General features: G+C 66.0%; 18 protein-coding genes. 9 read left to right on the top strand and 9 right to left on the bottom strand.

What is annotated here, in order from left to right; translation table 11 throughout:
• Window positions 1–422, top strand: a 422-nt coding sequence (locus HX774_RS08845; protein ID WP_178826085.1) for an NUDIX domain-containing protein, incomplete at its 5' end; no start/stop codon positions are given.
• A gap of 45 nt (window positions 423–467) precedes the next feature.
• Here HX774_RS08845 and HX774_RS08850 read toward each other — a convergent pair.
• A complete protein-coding gene (locus HX774_RS08850; protein WP_370523407.1) occupies window positions 468–1,025 on the bottom strand; it encodes a hypothetical protein in 558 nt (185 codons plus the stop codon).
• A gap of 135 nt (window positions 1,026–1,160) precedes the next feature.
• Here HX774_RS08850 and rpmG point away from each other — a divergent pair, with 135 nt between their 5' ends.
• On the top strand, window positions 1,161–1,328 hold the full coding sequence (gene rpmG, locus HX774_RS08855) for a 50S ribosomal protein L33 (RefSeq protein WP_003164451.1): 168 nt from the start codon (window positions 1,161–1,163) through the stop codon (window positions 1,326–1,328).
• 101 nt (window positions 1,329–1,429) lie between these two features.
• Here the strand turns inward: rpmG and HX774_RS08860 are convergent, their stop codons facing one another.
• Window positions 1,430–2,794: a PleD family two-component system response regulator gene (locus HX774_RS08860; protein WP_178826089.1), complete on the bottom strand. Its 1,365-nt coding sequence runs from the start codon at window positions 2,792–2,794 to the stop codon at window positions 1,430–1,432.
• A gap of 4 nt (window positions 2,795–2,798) precedes the next feature.
• On the bottom strand, window positions 2,799–3,164 hold the full coding sequence (locus HX774_RS08865) for a response regulator (RefSeq protein ID WP_114816429.1): 366 nt from the start codon (window positions 3,162–3,164) through the stop codon (window positions 2,799–2,801).
• Between the two features lie 126 nt (window positions 3,165–3,290).
• Between HX774_RS08865 and HX774_RS08870 the strand changes: the two genes are divergently transcribed.
• The 4 genes from HX774_RS08870 to HX774_RS08885 all read left to right on the top strand — a co-directional run bounded on the left by HX774_RS08870 (window position 3,291) and on the right by HX774_RS08885 (window position 6,683).
• On the top strand, window positions 3,291–4,547 hold the full coding sequence (locus HX774_RS08870) for a DNA polymerase IV (protein WP_370523432.1): 1,257 nt from the start codon (window positions 3,291–3,293) through the stop codon (window positions 4,545–4,547).
• 55 nt (window positions 4,548–4,602) lie between these two features.
• Entirely contained in the window at window positions 4,603–5,061 is a 459-nt protein-coding gene (locus HX774_RS08875) for a RidA family protein (RefSeq protein WP_105564768.1), read from the top strand.
• Window positions 5,058–6,290 (top strand): GNAT family N-acetyltransferase, encoded by a 1,233-nt coding sequence (locus HX774_RS08880; RefSeq protein ID WP_178826093.1) that lies wholly within the window; start codon window positions 5,058–5,060, stop codon window positions 6,288–6,290. The genes HX774_RS08875 and HX774_RS08880 overlap by 4 nt, the downstream gene beginning before the upstream one ends.
• Window positions 6,291–6,377: 87 nt before the next feature.
• Window positions 6,378–6,683, top strand: a complete 306-nt coding sequence (locus HX774_RS08885) for a CsbD family protein (RefSeq protein WP_178826095.1) — start codon at window positions 6,378–6,380, stop codon at window positions 6,681–6,683.
• A 71-nt stretch (window positions 6,684–6,754) separates the two neighbouring features.
• Here HX774_RS08885 and clpA read toward each other — a convergent pair whose 3' ends face one another.
• On the bottom strand, window positions 6,755–9,055 hold the full coding sequence (clpA, locus tag HX774_RS08890) for an ATP-dependent Clp protease ATP-binding subunit ClpA (RefSeq protein WP_178826098.1): 2,301 nt from the start codon (window positions 9,053–9,055) through the stop codon (window positions 6,755–6,757).
• A gap of 13 nt (window positions 9,056–9,068) precedes the next feature.
• The gene (gene clpS, locus HX774_RS08895; RefSeq protein ID WP_105564763.1) at window positions 9,069–9,398 is read right to left on the bottom strand and encodes an ATP-dependent Clp protease adapter ClpS; all 330 of its coding nucleotides are present in this window, start codon (window positions 9,396–9,398) and stop codon (window positions 9,069–9,071) included.
• Window positions 9,399–9,538: 140 nt separating this feature from the next.
• Between clpS and HX774_RS08900 the strand changes: the two genes are divergently transcribed.
• Window positions 9,539–10,081: a nuclear transport factor 2 family protein gene (locus tag HX774_RS08900; RefSeq protein ID WP_255500273.1), complete on the top strand. Its 543-nt coding sequence runs from the start codon at window positions 9,539–9,541 to the stop codon at window positions 10,079–10,081.
• A 65-nt stretch (window positions 10,082–10,146) separates the two neighbouring features.
• Here the strand turns inward: HX774_RS08900 and HX774_RS08905 are convergent, their stop codons facing one another.
• Window positions 10,147–10,617: a phasin family protein gene (locus tag HX774_RS08905; protein WP_114816435.1), complete on the bottom strand. Its 471-nt coding sequence runs from the start codon at window positions 10,615–10,617 to the stop codon at window positions 10,147–10,149.
• Window positions 10,618–10,882: 265 nt separating this feature from the next.
• Here HX774_RS08905 and HX774_RS08910 point away from each other — a divergent pair, with 265 nt between their 5' ends.
• Window positions 10,883–12,331 (top strand): D-alanyl-D-alanine carboxypeptidase, encoded by a 1,449-nt coding sequence (locus HX774_RS08910; RefSeq protein WP_178826100.1) that lies wholly within the window; start codon window positions 10,883–10,885, stop codon window positions 12,329–12,331.
• Here the strand turns inward: HX774_RS08910 and HX774_RS08915 are convergent.
• Window positions 12,328–12,903, bottom strand: a complete 576-nt coding sequence (locus HX774_RS08915; protein WP_178826102.1) for a DUF2239 family protein — start codon at window positions 12,901–12,903, stop codon at window positions 12,328–12,330. The two genes, HX774_RS08910 and HX774_RS08915, sit on opposite strands and share 4 nt — an antisense overlap.
• A 69-nt stretch (window positions 12,904–12,972) precedes the next feature.
• Window positions 12,973–13,326, bottom strand: a complete 354-nt coding sequence (locus tag HX774_RS08920; protein WP_114816438.1) for a phage holin family protein — start codon at window positions 13,324–13,326, stop codon at window positions 12,973–12,975.
• Between the two features lie 115 nt (window positions 13,327–13,441).
• Between HX774_RS08920 and HX774_RS08925 the strand changes: the two genes are divergently transcribed.
• Window positions 13,442–13,879: an HIT family protein gene (locus HX774_RS08925; protein WP_178826104.1), complete on the top strand. Its 438-nt coding sequence runs from the start codon at window positions 13,442–13,444 to the stop codon at window positions 13,877–13,879.
• Here the strand turns inward: HX774_RS08925 and HX774_RS08930 are convergent, their stop codons facing one another.
• Window positions 13,880–14,230 carry a DMT family protein gene (locus tag HX774_RS08930; RefSeq protein WP_105564781.1) on the bottom strand — a complete coding sequence of 117 codons (351 nt, stop codon included), beginning with the start codon at window positions 14,228–14,230 and terminating at the stop codon, window positions 13,880–13,882.
• Between the last annotated feature and the right edge of the window lie 20 nt (window positions 14,231–14,250).

Consider the following 14,250-nt stretch of genomic DNA (forward strand, 5'->3'; position numbering starts at 1 on the left):
CCCTGGCCCTGACCGCCGTGCGCGAGACCTTTGAGGAGACCGGCCTGATCCTGGGTCGCCCGGCCCCGCCCGCCTCCGTCGCCGGGCCGTGGCGCGAATACCGTCAGGCGGGCGCCCTGCCCGACCTGTCAGTCCTGTCCTACATCGCCCGCGCCATCACCCCGCCGGGCCGCACGCGGCGCTTCGACGCCCGCTTCTTCATGGCTCCGGTCGAGGGTCTGCGCGATCCCGACCGCATCGAGGGCTCAGGCGAACTGGACGAGATCGCCTGGCTGCCGCTGGACGAAGCCCGCGCGCTGGACCTGCCCGCCATCACCCGGTTCGTCCTGGGCGAGATGGCCGAGCGGCTGACCCACCCCAACCGTCCCCTGCCCTTCGTCCGCATGGTGCGCGGGCAGCATGTGGTCGAACACAGAGACTGACGCCTGCTTTCCCTTCTCCCCTCGGGGGAGAAGGCTCTCTCGTTCCTACTGGGCGACGGGCTTCTTCAGGTCGAACTCCACGCGGAAGTGGCGGTTCGGACGGCGCAGTTCATAAGCGAACATCTGCGCCGGATGGACTTCCATCGCCCAGGTGTTGGTGGTCGAGACCGAGGCCTTGTTGGCGTTGAACAGGTCGATGGATTCCTGGTCGACCGGGAACTCTTGCCGCTCGGCCGTGCCCGTCCCGGCCGTATCGCCGCCGTACCAGTGCAGGACGTCGGTCGTGCCGTCGTCGTGGCGGTGATCGTGCTTCAGCCTCAGGCCCGTCGCCGTGCGCGTCACAACCCAGGTGCGCGAGCGGTCGGCCCCGACCCAGAAGGGAATGCGAATCTCTTCGGCCGAACAATCGCGCACATGCATCAGCAGGCGCTGGGTGGCGAAGTCCGAATCGGCAGCGTCGGTCGTGACCACCTTCCCCTCAAACCTCTGGCCGCACAGGGCGCTCAGGTTCTTGAAGAAGGCGTCCTGAGCCGTCTCCGCGTGCGCGGCGGCGGGCAAGGCGGACAGGGACAGGGCGGCGGCCGCAAGGGCGATCGAGGTCATGGCTTTCATTCCGGCAGCCTAGCCGCTAGAAGCCAATCCTCAACGTGACATCGCGGGCGTTGACTTTGATCTCCGCCTGAGTATGTTCCGCGCCTCTCGTTTCATGCGGCTTTCGCCGTCGCAAAGGTAATTCCGATGGCCAAACCGGCTTCCATCAAGATCCGCCTGAACTCCACCGCTGACACCGGCTTCTTCTACGTCACCAAGAAGAACGCCCGTACGATGACCGAAAAGATGGTCGTCAAGAAGTACGACCCGGTCGTCCGCAAGCACGTCGAGTTCAAAGAAGGCAAGATCAAGTAAGGGCCTAACCGCCCGGAGCTGCAGCTCCCTTGATTGCAATATTCAAAACGCCCGGCTTTTCAGTCGGGCGTTTTTCGTTGTCGTATCAGCGGTTAAGCAGTTCAGGCCGCGCGGGCGACGACCTTGTTCCGGCCTGAAGCCTTGGCCTCATAGACCCCCTCGTCCGCCCGCTTCAGCAGGGCTTCGGGCGTATCCTCGACGCCGCTTGTCGCCGCCACGCCGACCGAAACGGTGATGTTCAGGTGAGCCTTTCCGTCCATGACGCGGAAGGGCGCGGCGCCGACATCGCGCCTGATCCGTTCAGCGATCCGCTGGGCGTCTTCCAGCGTCGTGCCCGGCATGACCACGACGAACTCTTCGCCGCCGAATCGGCACGGCAGATCCACGGCCCGCACATTGGTGGCCAGCCGCACCGAAAACTCGCGCAACACCTCGTCCCCGGCGTCATGGCCGAAGCCGTCGTTGACCGCCTTGAAGTGATCGATGTCCAGCACCAGCACCGCCACCGGCTCGCCGCCGCGATTGGTGCGCGCCACCAAGGCTTGCAGCTGATTGGTCATGTAGCGGCGATTGTGCAGCCCCGTCAGGGCGTCGGTGACGGCCATCTCCAGGCTGTGGTCCAGCTTTTCGCGCAGGAAGTCGCCATAGCGCTTGCGCCGCACCTGGGTCCGCACCCGCGCCGACAGCTCCTCGGGGTCCACCGGGCGGGTCAGAATGTCGCTGGCGCCCAGGTCCAGCGCCTTCAGCAGCCGGGGCCGGTCCTGCGAATCCACAAGCGCCAGAATCGGCAACCGCCGCGTCGGCTCCTTGGAGCGCGCCTGAGCGATCAGCCTCAGCCCGTCGAACCCTTCCGACGTCACATTGACGATCATCAGATCGACCGCCCCGCGCGCCACCTCCAGCGCCACGACGGGATCGGCCTCGACCAGGGGACGGTGCTCGACCGCCAGTTCCTGCGCCACCTTGGCCGCTTGCAGGGCGTTGTCGTCCACCACCAGAACGCGCCCGCCCGATCCCTTCAGCCGTGCCACACCGGCGGTGTCGACGCCGACGCGCCGCCCGCTTTCCTCGCGCTCGCGCAGCTCGTCCATGACCATCTTGAGCCGCGTCAGGCTCCTGACCCGCGCCATCAGGATCACGTCGTCCAGCGGCTTGGTCAGGAAGTCGTCGGCGCCCGCCTCAAGCCCCCGGATACGGTCATGCCGCCCGTCCAGCGCCGTCACCAGCACCACGGGGATATGCCGCGTCTTCGGCTCATCCTTGAGGCGGCGACAGGTCTCGAACCCGTCCATCCCGGGCATCATGACGTCCAGCAGAATCAGATCCGGCTGTTCCGCCATGGCCAGACTGATGGCCGTCAGCCCGTCGCCGCAGGTCAAGACGTCGTAATATTCAATCGTCAGCTTGGCTTCGAGCAGTCGGACATTGGTCTCGACGTCGTCAACGACCAGGATGCGCGCACTCATGCCGCTACCCCAGATGCTTGCGGATCGTCTCGAGGAAGGACACCACCGAGATCGGTTTGGAGATATAGGCCTCGCAGCCGCCCTGTCTGATCCGCTCTTCATCGCCCTTCATGGCGAAGGCGGTGACAGCGATGACCGGGATATGGCTAAGCTCTTCATCGTCCTTGAGCCACTTGGTCACTTCCAGGCCGGAAATCTCCGGCAGCTGAATGTCCATCAGGATCAGATCGGGACGGTGCTGGCGCGCGATCGCCAGGGCCTGCAGCCCTTCGCGGGTCTGCAAGGTCTCGTAGCCTTGAGAATCGAGCAGATCATGAAAAAGCTTCATGTTCAGCTCGTTATCCTCGACGATGAGGACTTTCTTGGACATCCGCCACCCGGCTGTTTCGCCAACAATTTGCGCACGTGCGCAGGGCTTTTCGCCTTCTTCGGATGCACTGTGGCGCGCGCAGTCTTAAGTTGAGATGAAGCTGAGGAACCGGAGTTCATTTTGAGCCTGAAGGCCGCCTGCCGCGACTGCCTGTGGACCGGCGACCGCAAGGTCGAGCGATGTCCTTCGTGCGCCTCGCGTCGGGTGATCGCCCACGATGAACTCGGCGATCTGACCATCGCCCATCTCGACTGCGACGCCTTCTACGCCTCGGTCGAGAAACGCGACCGACCGGAACTGCGCGACAAGCCGGTCATCATCGGCGGCGGCAAGCGCGGCGTGGTCTCGACCGCCTGCTACGTCGCCCGCCTGCACGGCGTCGGCTCGGCCATGCCCATGTACAAGGCGCTGAAGGCCTGTCCCGACGCGGTCGTCATCAAGCCCGACTTCCGCAAATACGTGGTCGAGAGCGAGCGCATCTTCGGCGCGGTCGGCAAGCTGACGCCCCTGGTCCAGACCCTGTCGCTGGACGAGGCCTGGATCGACCTGTCGGGCACGGAACGCCTCAACGGCGGCCCGCCCGCCTTCCAACTGATCCGGCTGCAGAAATGGATCGAGGAGGAGACCGGCCTGACCGTCTCCATCGGCCTGGCCCCCAACCGCTTCCTGGCCAAGATCGCGTCGGAACTGGACAAGCCGCGCGGCTTCTCGGTCATCGGCGCCGCAGAGGCCAAGTCCTTGCTGGCCTCGCGTCCGGTCAACATCCTCCCCGGCGTCGGCCCGGTCTTCAGCCGCACCCTGCGCTCGGACGGCTTTGCTGTCGTGGGCGATCTGGCCGCCGCCGACGTCAAGGATCTGATCCGGCGCTATGGCGAGACGGGTCTGCGTCTCTACGACCTCAGCCACGCCCGCGACGCCCGCCCGGTGCGGCCTGACCACGACCGGCGCGGCATGAGCGCCGAGACCACCTTCAACGACGATCTGACCAAGGCCGAGGATCTGGAGGCCGAGCTGTGGCCCCTGTGCGAGAAGCTGGCGTCCAAGGCGCGGCGCGACGGCGTGGCCAGCCGCGTGGTGGTGCTGAAGCTGCGCAAGGCCGACTTCAAAATCGTCACCCGCCGCATCACCCTGGCCGAGCCGGTGCAGACGGCGCGGGTGCTGTTCTCGGCGGGCCGAGACCTGCTGAAGCCCGAACTGGGCGAGCCCTATCGCCTGATCGGCATCGGCCTGGCCGAGATCGCCGAGGCGGGCGCTGCCCCCGCCGGCCTGTTCGCGACGCCTGAGACCCGCGCCCTGAAGACCGAGACCGCCATCGACGCCCTGCGCGAGAAATTCGGCGCCGCCGCCGTGGTCGCAGGCCGCGCCCTCAAGAAGCCCGGATGACGCCGCCCGTCTGGCGCGCTACACCCCGCTCAACCCTCTCAACGGAGTCTCCGACATGAGCATCCACGCCCGCATCGCCGAACTCGGCATCACCCTGCCCGAGCCCGCCAAGCCGGTCGCCAGCTACGTCTCCTACGTCCGCACCGGCAACCAGGTCCTGATCTCGGGCCAGCTGTCGAACGACGCCAATGGCGGCATCAAGGGCACCGTCGGCGTCGACGTGACCCCGGAGCAGGCCGCCGAGGCCGCCCGCCTGTGCGGCATCAACCTGCTGGCCCAGATCAACGCCGCCGTCGACGGCGACCTCGATCGCGTGGTCCGCATCGTCAAGCTGGGCGGCTTCGTCCAGGCCGGCCCGGACTTCATCGCCATCCCCGCCGTCATCAACGGCTGCTCGGACCTAATGGTCGAAGTCTTCGGCGACGCGGGCAAGCACGCCCGCTCGGCCGTCGGCGTCTACAAGCTGCCGCTCGGCTTCGCCGTGGAAATCGACGCCATCATCGAGGTGAAGTGAGTTTCACGCTTCAGGTTCACGACGGGATCGCCGACATAGGCCGGGACGCGTGGGACGCCTGCGCGACCCCGACCGGCGATCCCTTCGTCTCCTACGACTTCCTGCACGCCTGCGAGGCGTCCGGCAGCGCCGTCCCGTCCCAGGGCTGGGCGGCGCGCCACCTGTCCCTGCACGACGAAGACGGCGCCGTGATCGGCGTCATGCCCCTCTATCTGAAGGGCCACAGCCAGGGCGAATACGTCTTCGACCACAGCTGGGCCGACGCCTACCAACGCGCCGGCGGCCGCTACTATCCCAAGCTTCTGGGCGCCGTGCCTTTCACGCCCGCGACGGGGCCGCGTTTTCTGGTGAAACCCGTCACCCAGGAAAGCCTGCAAGGCTTATCCGGGGCCGCCCAAGACGCAAACGGCGGCGGCCTTGACGGTCCCGGCTCTGCGCTTCGCTCCGGCCGGGATGACGCCATCAGGGAGGCCCTACTGCAAGGCGCACTGACCCTCGTCGAGCGCCTCGGCGCCTCGTCCCTGCACGTCAACTTCCCGACCGAGCCGGAATGGCGCGCCATGACCGAGGCGGGCCTGCTGCCGCGCCGCGACATCCAGTTCATCTGGCGCAACGACGGCTATCAGACCTTTGACGACTTCCTCGCCGCCCTATCGTCCAATCGGCGCAAGACCATCCGGCGCGAACGGCGAGAGGCGCAAGCCGAGCTCGACATCCGCGTCCTGACCGGGGCCGACCTCACCGAGGCCCACTGGGACGCCTTCTTCGACTTCTACATGGACACCGGCGACCGCAAATGGGGCCGCCCCTACCTGACGCGCGACTTCTTCGCCCGCGTCGGCGCGACCATGGCCGACCGTATCGCCCTGGTCATGGCCTTCAGGGACGAGACGCCTATCGCTGGCGCCCTGAACTTCATCGGCCGCGACGCCCTCTATGGCCGTCAGTGGGGCGCGCTGGAGGAGGTGCCCTTCCTCCATTTCGAGCTCTGCTATTATCAGGCCATCGACTTCGCCATCGCGCGTGGCCTGTCGCGGGTCGAGGCGGGCGCCCAGGGCGAGCACAAGATCGCGCGCGGCTACCTGCCCTCTCCCGTCTATTCCGCCCACTGGATCGCCGACCCTGCCCTGCGCGATCCCGTCGCCCGCTACCTCGACAACGAGCGCCCGGCGGTCGAGGCTGAGATGGCGGCGATGACGGCGGACCTGTCGCCCTATCGCGCTCGCTGACAGGTCGTCGCATCGCGAAGTTCTACGGAACTTGCTGCGTCGCAATACGCTTCCCCTGTGAGTCTCCTCCTCACATCAGGAATCACCATGACCGATCAACGTATCGAAGGCGTCGCGACTGAACTTCAAGGCAAGGCCCAGAACGGCCTCGGCCGCCTGACCGGCGACAGCAAGCTGCAGGTCGAAGGCAAGCTGAACGAGGTCAAGGGCAAGGCGCTCGACGCCTATGGCCGCGTCATCGACGGCCTGGACGGCATGGTCGACAAGGCCCCTGTCGACCTGCGCGACCCGGCCCGCAAGGGTCTGGACTTCGCCCGCCGCAAACCCCTGCTGACCACCGGCATCATCGCCGGCGCGGCGATGCTCCTGGGTGCGCTGGGCCGTCGCCGCTAAAAGCCGCAGACAAAGCGAACAAAAAAGGCCCGGGCGTTATGCCCGGGCCTTCTCTTTTGGCCTGATCGAAATCAGGCCGTTTCTTCTTCCTCTTCCTTCACCGCCGCGCCCTTGGTCGGGGTGATGTCGAAGGCGATCTTGCCGTCCTTCAGCTCGACCTTGACGTGTCCGCCGCGCGTCAGGCGACCGAACAGGATGTCGTCGGCCAGCGGCTTCTTGATGTGTTCCTGAATGACGCGGGCCAGGGGCCGTGCGCCATACAGTTCGTCGAAGCCGTTCTTGGCCAGCCAGTCGGTGGCTTCGTCGGTCAGTTCGATGGTGATGTTGCGGTCCGCCAGTTGGGCGTCCAGCTGCATCATGAACTTGCCGACCACCGAACGGATCGTCTCGGCGCCCAACGGCTTGAAGGCCACGATGGCGTCCAGGCGGTTGCGGAACTCCGGCGCGAACAGGCGCTGGATGGCCTTGTCGTCCTCGCCCTCGACCTTGCCCCGGCCAAAGCCGATAGAGGCGCGGGCGTTGTCGGCGGCCCCGGCGTTGGTGGTCATGATCAGGATGACGTTCCTGAAATCGACCTTCTTGCCGATGGCGTCGGTCAGGACGCCATTGTCCATCACCTGCAACAGGATGTTGTAGACGTCGGGGTGGGCCTTCTCGATCTCGTCCAGCAACACCACCGAGTGCGGGTGCTGATCGACAGCGTCGGTCAGCAGGCCGCCCTGGTCGTGGCCGACATAGCCCGGAGGCGCGCCGATCAGGCGGCTGACCGTATGGCGCTCCATGTATTCCGACATGTCGAAGCGCTGCATCTCGATGCCAAGCGTGGCGGCAAGCTGCTTGGCCACCTCGGTCTTGCCGACGCCAGTGGGACCGCTGAACAGGAAGGCGCCGATGGGCTTGTTCGGATCACGCAGACCCGCCCGCGCCAGCTTCATCGCCGCCGACACCTGATCGATGGCCTGTTCCTGACCAAAGACCGCCCGCTTCAGATCGGTCTCCAGCTCGCGCAGGGATTCCGTGTCCGACTTCGAGACCGATTTCGGCGGGATACGGGCCATCTTGGCGATGACGGCCTCGACCTCCTTCTGGCCGATGACCTTCTTGCGCTTGGACTCGGGCAGCAGCATTTGCGACGCCCCCGCCTCGTCGATCACGTCGATGGCCTTGTCCGGCAGTTTGCGGTCGGTGATGTAGCGGGCCGACAGATCGACCGCCGTGCGGATGGCGGCGTCGGTGTAGCGCAGCTTGTGGTGGGTCTCGTAGGTCGTCTTCAGACCCTTGAGGATCTTCACCGTGTCCTCGATCGTCGGTTCGTTGACGTCGATCTTCTGGAAGCGACGCACCAAGGCGCGGTCCTTCTCGAAGTGCTGGCGGTACTCCTTGTAGGTGGTCGAACCCATGCAGCGCAGGCTGCCCGAGGCCAGAGCCGGCTTCAGCAGGTTGGAGGCGTCCATCGCCCCGCCCGACGTGGCGCCGGCGCCGATTACCGTATGGATCTCGTCGATGAACAAGACCGCATTTTCATGCGTCTCCAGTTCCTTGACGACCTGTTTCAGCCGCTCCTCGAAGTCGCCACGATAGCGGGTGCCGGCCAGCAGCGCCCCCATGTCGAGGCTGTAGATGGTGGCGTCCTTCAGAACGTCGGGCACCTCGCCATTGACGATCTTGCGGGCCAGGCCCTCGGCGATGGCCGTCTTGCCGACACCGGGGTCGCCGACCAGCAGAGGGTTGTTCTTGGTCCGGCGGCACAGGATCTGGATCGAGCGTTCGACCTCGGCATGACGGCCGATCAGGGGGTCGATCTTACCCTTGCGGGCCTTCTCGTTCAGGTCGACGCAATAGGCCTCCAGCGCTTCTCCGCCCGACTTCACGGCGGCGGCGTCCTCGGCCTCCTCGGGGGAGCCCTTGGCGGGTCGGGTCTCGGTCGCGCCCGGCTTCTTGGCGATGCCGTGGGCGATGAAGTTGACCGCGTCATAGCGCGTCATGTCCTGCTCTTGCAGGAAGTAGGCGGCGTGGCTTTCGCGCTCAGAGAAGATGGCGACCAGGACATTGGCCCCCGTCACTTCTTCGCGGCCCGACGACTGGACGTGGATGACCGCGCGCTGGATCACGCGCTGGAATCCCGCCGTCGGCTTGGCGTCGTCGCCGTCGGCCGTGGCCAAAGCGGCCAGGTCGTTGTCGACGTAGAGGGTCAGCGCGGTTTTCAGCGCCACGAGATCCACATTGCAGGCCGTCATGACCGCCGACGCATCCGTGTCGTCGATCAGGGCCAGCAGCAGGTGTTCCAGCGTGGCGTACTCGTGCCGACGCTCGTTCGCATAGCTGACCGCGCGGTGCAGGGTCTCTTCGAGAGGACGAGAAAAGGAGGGCATGGGAAGGATCCTCTCAGTCTTTTTCCATCGTGCATTGCAGAGGATGCTGGTGACGGCGCGCCGTCTCGACCACCTGGGCGACCTTGGTCTCGGCCACTTCGTAGGTGAAGACGCCGCAAACCCCGACGCCATGCTGATGCACATGCAGCATGATGCGGGTCGCGTCTTCGCGGCTCTTCTGGAAGAACCGCTCCAGCACATAGATGACGAACTCCATGGGGGTGTAGTCGTCATTCAGAATCAGCACCCGATAGAGCGAGGGCCGCTGAAGCTTCGGCTTTGTTTCGGTGACGACGGCGGCGCCTGCGCCTCCGCCTTGTTCACCTGGCCGTCTCGTAGGCATTCGTTGTCCGTACTTCGGGGAGAGTCGATGGTTCAGATAGGCAATGATGGCCTGATTTGTAGGGGCGTCCAGTCACAGGGTGCGTGAGCAGCCCAGCTAACCAAAGATTCACGGGACATCGACGGGCCGGGATCGCACCAATGGACCTCGAATTGGCCTCGATGGACGCCCCCATGACCCTGATCGCTGGACTTATCGCCGCACTGGCTCTGGCGCAGACCCCTACCGCTGCGCCCGTCATCCCGGACGAGGCGAAGCTGATGCCGATCATCGCCGAGCGCGACACAACTCTGTTCAGCACCATGTTCGACCGCTGCGATCCGGCGGCCCTGGCCGATCTGGTGACAGACGATCTGGAATTCTACCACGACCGAGGCGGGCTGACGGCGACACGGGCCGTCTTCGTCGCCGACTACGCCAAGGGTTGCGAAGCGCGAAAAGCCTCCGACGCCTGGCGCTCGCGCCGCGAACTCGTGCCCGGCTCGATGCGCGTCTTCGCCATCCCCGGCGTCGGCGCCGTCGAGGAGGCCAGTCATCTCTTCTATGAGCGTCAGGGCGACGGGCCGGAAAGCCTGGTCGGTCGCGCCCGCTTCTCGATGCTCTGGCGGCTGGAGGACGGCCACTGGCGTCTGGCCCGCGCCTTCAGCATCGACCACGCGCCAGCATCCGACGCTGCGCCCTGAGGATGCAAAAAGGCCCCGACGTTTCCGCCGGGGCCAGATTGTACGCTTACTGAGAGTCGTCAGGCTTAGCGGGCGGCCTGGAAGCTCTCGACGGTCGCGGTGACGCGCTCGTTGATCGGCTTGAAGCTGTCCTTCATCGAGGCGGTGAAGATCTCGGTCGCCTTGCCGAACTGGGCCAGATAGGCCTCGGCGGCCGACTTGGCCCACGAGGTCTGAAGTTCGACCAGTTCCTGCACCGAACGGGCCTGGCTCAGCGACTGGGCCGCGGCGACGCCGTCTTCCCAGCTCTTCTTCGAGAAGGCGAGCGTCTCTTGCGACAGGGCTTCGGCGCCCTTCTGGGCGGCGGCGGCCGACTCGACGACGGCTTCGAGGTTCTTCTTGCCGTGAGCGTTCAGCTCGGTCAGCGAGGCGACGGACTTGTCCACGCCTTCGCGGAAAGCCTTGGCGCCCGCAGCCTGGATGTTCTCTGCCTGGGCCTTGGCCTTGGCGGTGTTCTGTTCGACGGTCTTCTTAACAGTCTCGGCGGCGTCAGCCATTGGGACTCTCCTGAAGCGATAAAGGGTCTCGCAACGAACGGCGTTCATCGCGACAGGGGTCATATGGTGCATGTGCGAAGTGACTTCAAGTGAAAATTGTGCGACGCAACATATGAACGCTGATCACCCTTGACGGCCAAGCCGATCACAACTCCGTTGACGGCTTGTTTACCCTCTCGAAACCCGCAGAGCCGATGTTAGCCTTTGTAACGCGCGGTGATCAGGGTCGTCATCGCGCCACAGTGACGAGGCTAGTAGATTGACCATGAACGCCGTATTCCGCCGTCGCTTCCTAGCCGCCCTTGTGCTGGGCGGCGTGGTTCTCACGCCCGCTCTCGGCGCGCCGCCGCCGGTCGCCCAGTCCTCCGACAACTCGCGCTACGCCTCCATCGTGGTCGACGCCGCCTCGGGCGAGGTGCTGTTCTCGCGCTTCGCCGACGCCCGGCGCTACCCTGCCTCCATCACCAAGGTCATGACCCTGTACCTGGTCTTCGAGGCGCTTGAATCCGGCAAGGTCAAGCTGACCGACAATCTGACGGTTTCGCCTCGCGCCGCCTCGCAACCGCCGTCCAAGCTGGGCCTGGCCGCCGGTCAATCGATCAGCCTGGACGACGCCATGAAGGCCACGGCGGTCCGCAGCGCCAACGACATGGCCGTGGTCCTGGCCGAACACATCGGCGGCTCCGAGGCTCAGTTCACCGCCCGCATGACGGCCAAGGCCCGCGAACTGGGCATGGACCACACGCGCTTCACCACCGCCAACGGCCTGCCCGACACGCGTCAGGCGACCACGGCGCGCGACCTGTCGATCCTTAGCCGCGCGGTGATGCGCGACTACCCGCAGTACTATCGCTACCTCGGCCTGCACGACTGGTACTACAACGGTCGCGACTATCGGAACACCAACGGCCTGCTGGCCACGAACCGCGGCTACGACGGCATCAAGACCGGCTTCACCAACGCCTCGGGCTATAACCTCGCCGCCTCCTCGGTGCGCGACGGCAAACGGATCATCACCATCGTCATGGGCGGCCGCTCGACCGCCAGCCGCAACGCCCACGTCGCCGAACTGATGGACACCGGCTTCGAGGTCCAGCGCCGCCGCGGTCAGGGTGAACGCATCCAGGTGGCCCAGGCCTTCTTCGAGCAGCGCGGATACGGCATCAGCGCCGATCCCAACCCGCCGGTGGAATACGCCTCGGCCTCAAGCGAAGACGGCGAAGGCGTGGGCGCGACCGCTGTGGCCTATGTCGCCGGCCCGCCCCCCGCCAACCTGCCGACCCAGGTGACGCCGCCGCCCTCGGCCAGAGCCGCCGCAGCCCCCCGCGCCACGGCGCCGGCCCAGCGCGCGGAAGCCCCGCGCACGCCCGAAAATCTCACCGCCTCGCTCAATGGCGGTTCTTCATCGTCCACCCGCCGCACCTCTTCCGCCGCCACGCCCGCACGCACCCCGTCTCGCGAAGCCGCCCGCGCCCCCGCCGGTCGCTGGACGGTTCAGGTCGGCGCCTTCCGTGACGAGGCCGTAGCGCGCACCTGGCTGAACGATGTCAGCCGCCGCTTCCGCACCCAGTTCACAGAGGCGCAACGCGACGTTCAGAACGCCGACGGCTGGTACCGCTCGCGCTTCACCGGCATGACCCAGGCCGCCGCCGAAGCCGCCTGCGAGACCCTGGGCGAACGCCGCGTCACCTGCATGGTCATTCGCCCCAGCTAGACGCCCCTGCCCTGACCGTTGCGCCAGCTGCCCTCGGCCAGACGCCGGGCGTAGTCGGCCACATCGGCGGGCCAGGCCTCGATGGCGGCGTCAAACGCCGCCCAGTCGCCCGCGAACAGCATCCGCGTCGCCTCCTCATAGCCGGGCTGGTCGCCCGCCATGGCGGTCATGAAGCGATAGGCGGCCTCACGGCTGCGGCGCACGCGATCCGGCCCCTCGGCCTCGCGCAGGGCGCTCTCGACCAGCTTGCGTAGCGCCACAGACGCTCCGCCCGGCTGGGCCGCCAGCCATTCCCAGTGACGCGGCAGCAAGGTCACTTCGCGCGCCGTCACGCCCAGCTTGGGCCGCCCCGGTCCGCGCCTTTCGACAGGTTCGGTCGGCGCCAAACGTCCCAGAACCGTCTCCAGATCGCCGCGCAGATCGAATTCGACCGGCCGGGCGTCGACGTCATCGAACACCAGCACCGCCTCGCCCGCATCGTGCGCGGCCTTGACGGCAGCGGCGACCACGGACGGCGCACCCGAAGCGATCATGCGATCTCCGGCGAAAGCGGTGCAGGCAGCGGTGGTCATCGTCAGTTCCTTGAAGGCTGCGACGATTTATCCGGGCAAAAAATGCGCGTCAATATTACCCGGATTTATTTACCGCGAGCGTTCGCCGCTGCTGAACGCGCCGGCGACCCAGCTGACCAGTCCGGTGATGATGGCCGCGCCGATCCCGGCCCACAAGCCGTCGACCACGAACCCGCCCAGGAACCAGGCCGTCAGCCCGATCATCGCCGCGTTCACCACCAGCAGGAACAGGCCCAGCGTCACAATGGTCAGCGGCAGGGTCAGGATGACCATGATCGGCCGCACGATGGCGTTGACCAGACCCAGCAGAACCGCCGCCGCGACCAGGCTCCCGGTCGAGGTGAAGTCCACCCCCGGCACGATCTGGGCTGCCAGCCACAGGCCCAGGGCGGTGACGACGGCTTGAATGATGAAACGCAGCATGGAAGGCGATCTCCGTGAACCTTGACCATATAGTGCTTTAGACGGCGTTTCGCTCCCGTGCGAAATTCGCCCTGCCCTGCTAGCCTCGACGCGACACCTCTGACGGAGCCTCCCCATGAGCCTTCACGGCGCCTACGACCCCGACAACATCTTCGCCAAGATCCTGCGCGGCGAGATCCCCAGCGTGAGGGTGTGGGAAGACGACGACGTCCTGGCCTTCATGGATGTCTTTCCCCAGTCCGAAGGTCATGTCCTGGTGGTGTCCAAGACCTCGCAGGCGCGCAATCTGCTCGAGATCGAGCCCGAGGTTCTGACCAAGCTTACCGCCGCCGTCCAGCGCACCGCCCGTGCGGTGGAAAAGGCGCTGAAGCCAGACGGTCTCAGCCTGATGCAGTTCAACGGCGAAGCGGGCGGACAGACCGTCTTCCACCTGCATTTCCACATCATCCCGCGCTGGGCCGACCGCGCCATGAAGGGCCACGGCCACGCCCCCATGGCCGATGCCGAACAGCTCCAGGCCCTGGCCGCCCGGATCGCCGCCGAACTGGACTGACTACAGCGGGCCTTTGAAGATGAAGAAGGCCCCGCCCGCGATCAGCGAAAAGCCGACCAGATGGTTCAGGGTCAGCTTTTCGCCGAGGTAGAGCACCGAGAAGACGGCGAAGACCAGCAGGGTGATCACCTCCTGCATGGTCTTCAACTCGGCCGCCGAATAGACCTGATGGCCGATGCGGTTGGCAGGCACGGCCAGGCAGTATTCGAAGAAGGCGATACCCCAGCTCAGGATCACCACGATCCACAACGGCTTGGCCCCGAATTTCAAATGCCCGTACCAGGCGAAGGTCATGAAGACGTTGGACAGGGCCAGCAAAAGGATCGGCGTGAGATAGGGCGTCATCGGCATGCGCGGACTGTGCTTGCGTC

This window comes from Brevundimonas sp. P7753 (genome assembly GCF_013386595.1).
GTDB lineage: Bacteria > Pseudomonadota > Alphaproteobacteria > Caulobacterales > Caulobacteraceae > Brevundimonas > Brevundimonas bullata.

Coding starts and splice junctions, on each gene's coding strand:
- HX774_RS08910 (WP_178826100.1), top strand. CDS start 10,883: ATGAACGCCGTATTCCGCCGTCGCTTCCTAGCCGCCCTTGTGCTGGGC.
- HX774_RS08925 (WP_178826104.1), top strand. CDS start 13,442: ATGAGCCTTCACGGCGCCTACGACCCCGACAACATCTTCGCCAAGATC.
- HX774_RS08875 (WP_105564768.1), top strand. CDS start 4,603: ATGAGCATCCACGCCCGCATCGCCGAACTCGGCATCACCCTGCCCGAG.
- HX774_RS08865 (WP_114816429.1), bottom strand. CDS start 3,164: ATGTCCAAGAAAGTCCTCATCGTCGAGGATAACGAGCTGAACATGAAG.
- HX774_RS08850 (WP_370523407.1), bottom strand. CDS start 1,025: ATGACCTCGATCGCCCTTGCGGCCGCCGCCCTGTCCCTGTCCGCCTTG.
- HX774_RS08905 (WP_114816435.1), bottom strand. CDS start 10,617: ATGGCTGACGCCGCCGAGACTGTTAAGAAGACCGTCGAACAGAACACC.
- HX774_RS08930 (WP_105564781.1), bottom strand. CDS start 14,230: ATGCCGATGACGCCCTATCTCACGCCGATCCTTTTGCTGGCCCTGTCC.
- HX774_RS08915 (WP_178826102.1), bottom strand. CDS start 12,903: ATGACCACCGCTGCCTGCACCGCTTTCGCCGGAGATCGCATGATCGCT.
- HX774_RS08860 (WP_178826089.1), bottom strand. CDS start 2,794: ATGAGTGCGCGCATCCTGGTCGTTGACGACGTCGAGACCAATGTCCGA.
- rpmG (WP_003164451.1), top strand. CDS start 1,161: ATGGCCAAACCGGCTTCCATCAAGATCCGCCTGAACTCCACCGCTGAC.
- HX774_RS08900 (WP_255500273.1), top strand. CDS start 9,539: ATGGACCTCGAATTGGCCTCGATGGACGCCCCCATGACCCTGATCGCT.
- HX774_RS08885 (WP_178826095.1), top strand. CDS start 6,378: ATGACCGATCAACGTATCGAAGGCGTCGCGACTGAACTTCAAGGCAAG.
- HX774_RS08920 (WP_114816438.1), bottom strand. CDS start 13,326: ATGCTGCGTTTCATCATTCAAGCCGTCGTCACCGCCCTGGGCCTGTGG.
- clpS (WP_105564763.1), bottom strand. CDS start 9,398: ATGCCTACGAGACGGCCAGGTGAACAAGGCGGAGGCGCAGGCGCCGCC.
- clpA (WP_178826098.1), bottom strand. CDS start 9,055: ATGCCCTCCTTTTCTCGTCCTCTCGAAGAGACCCTGCACCGCGCGGTC.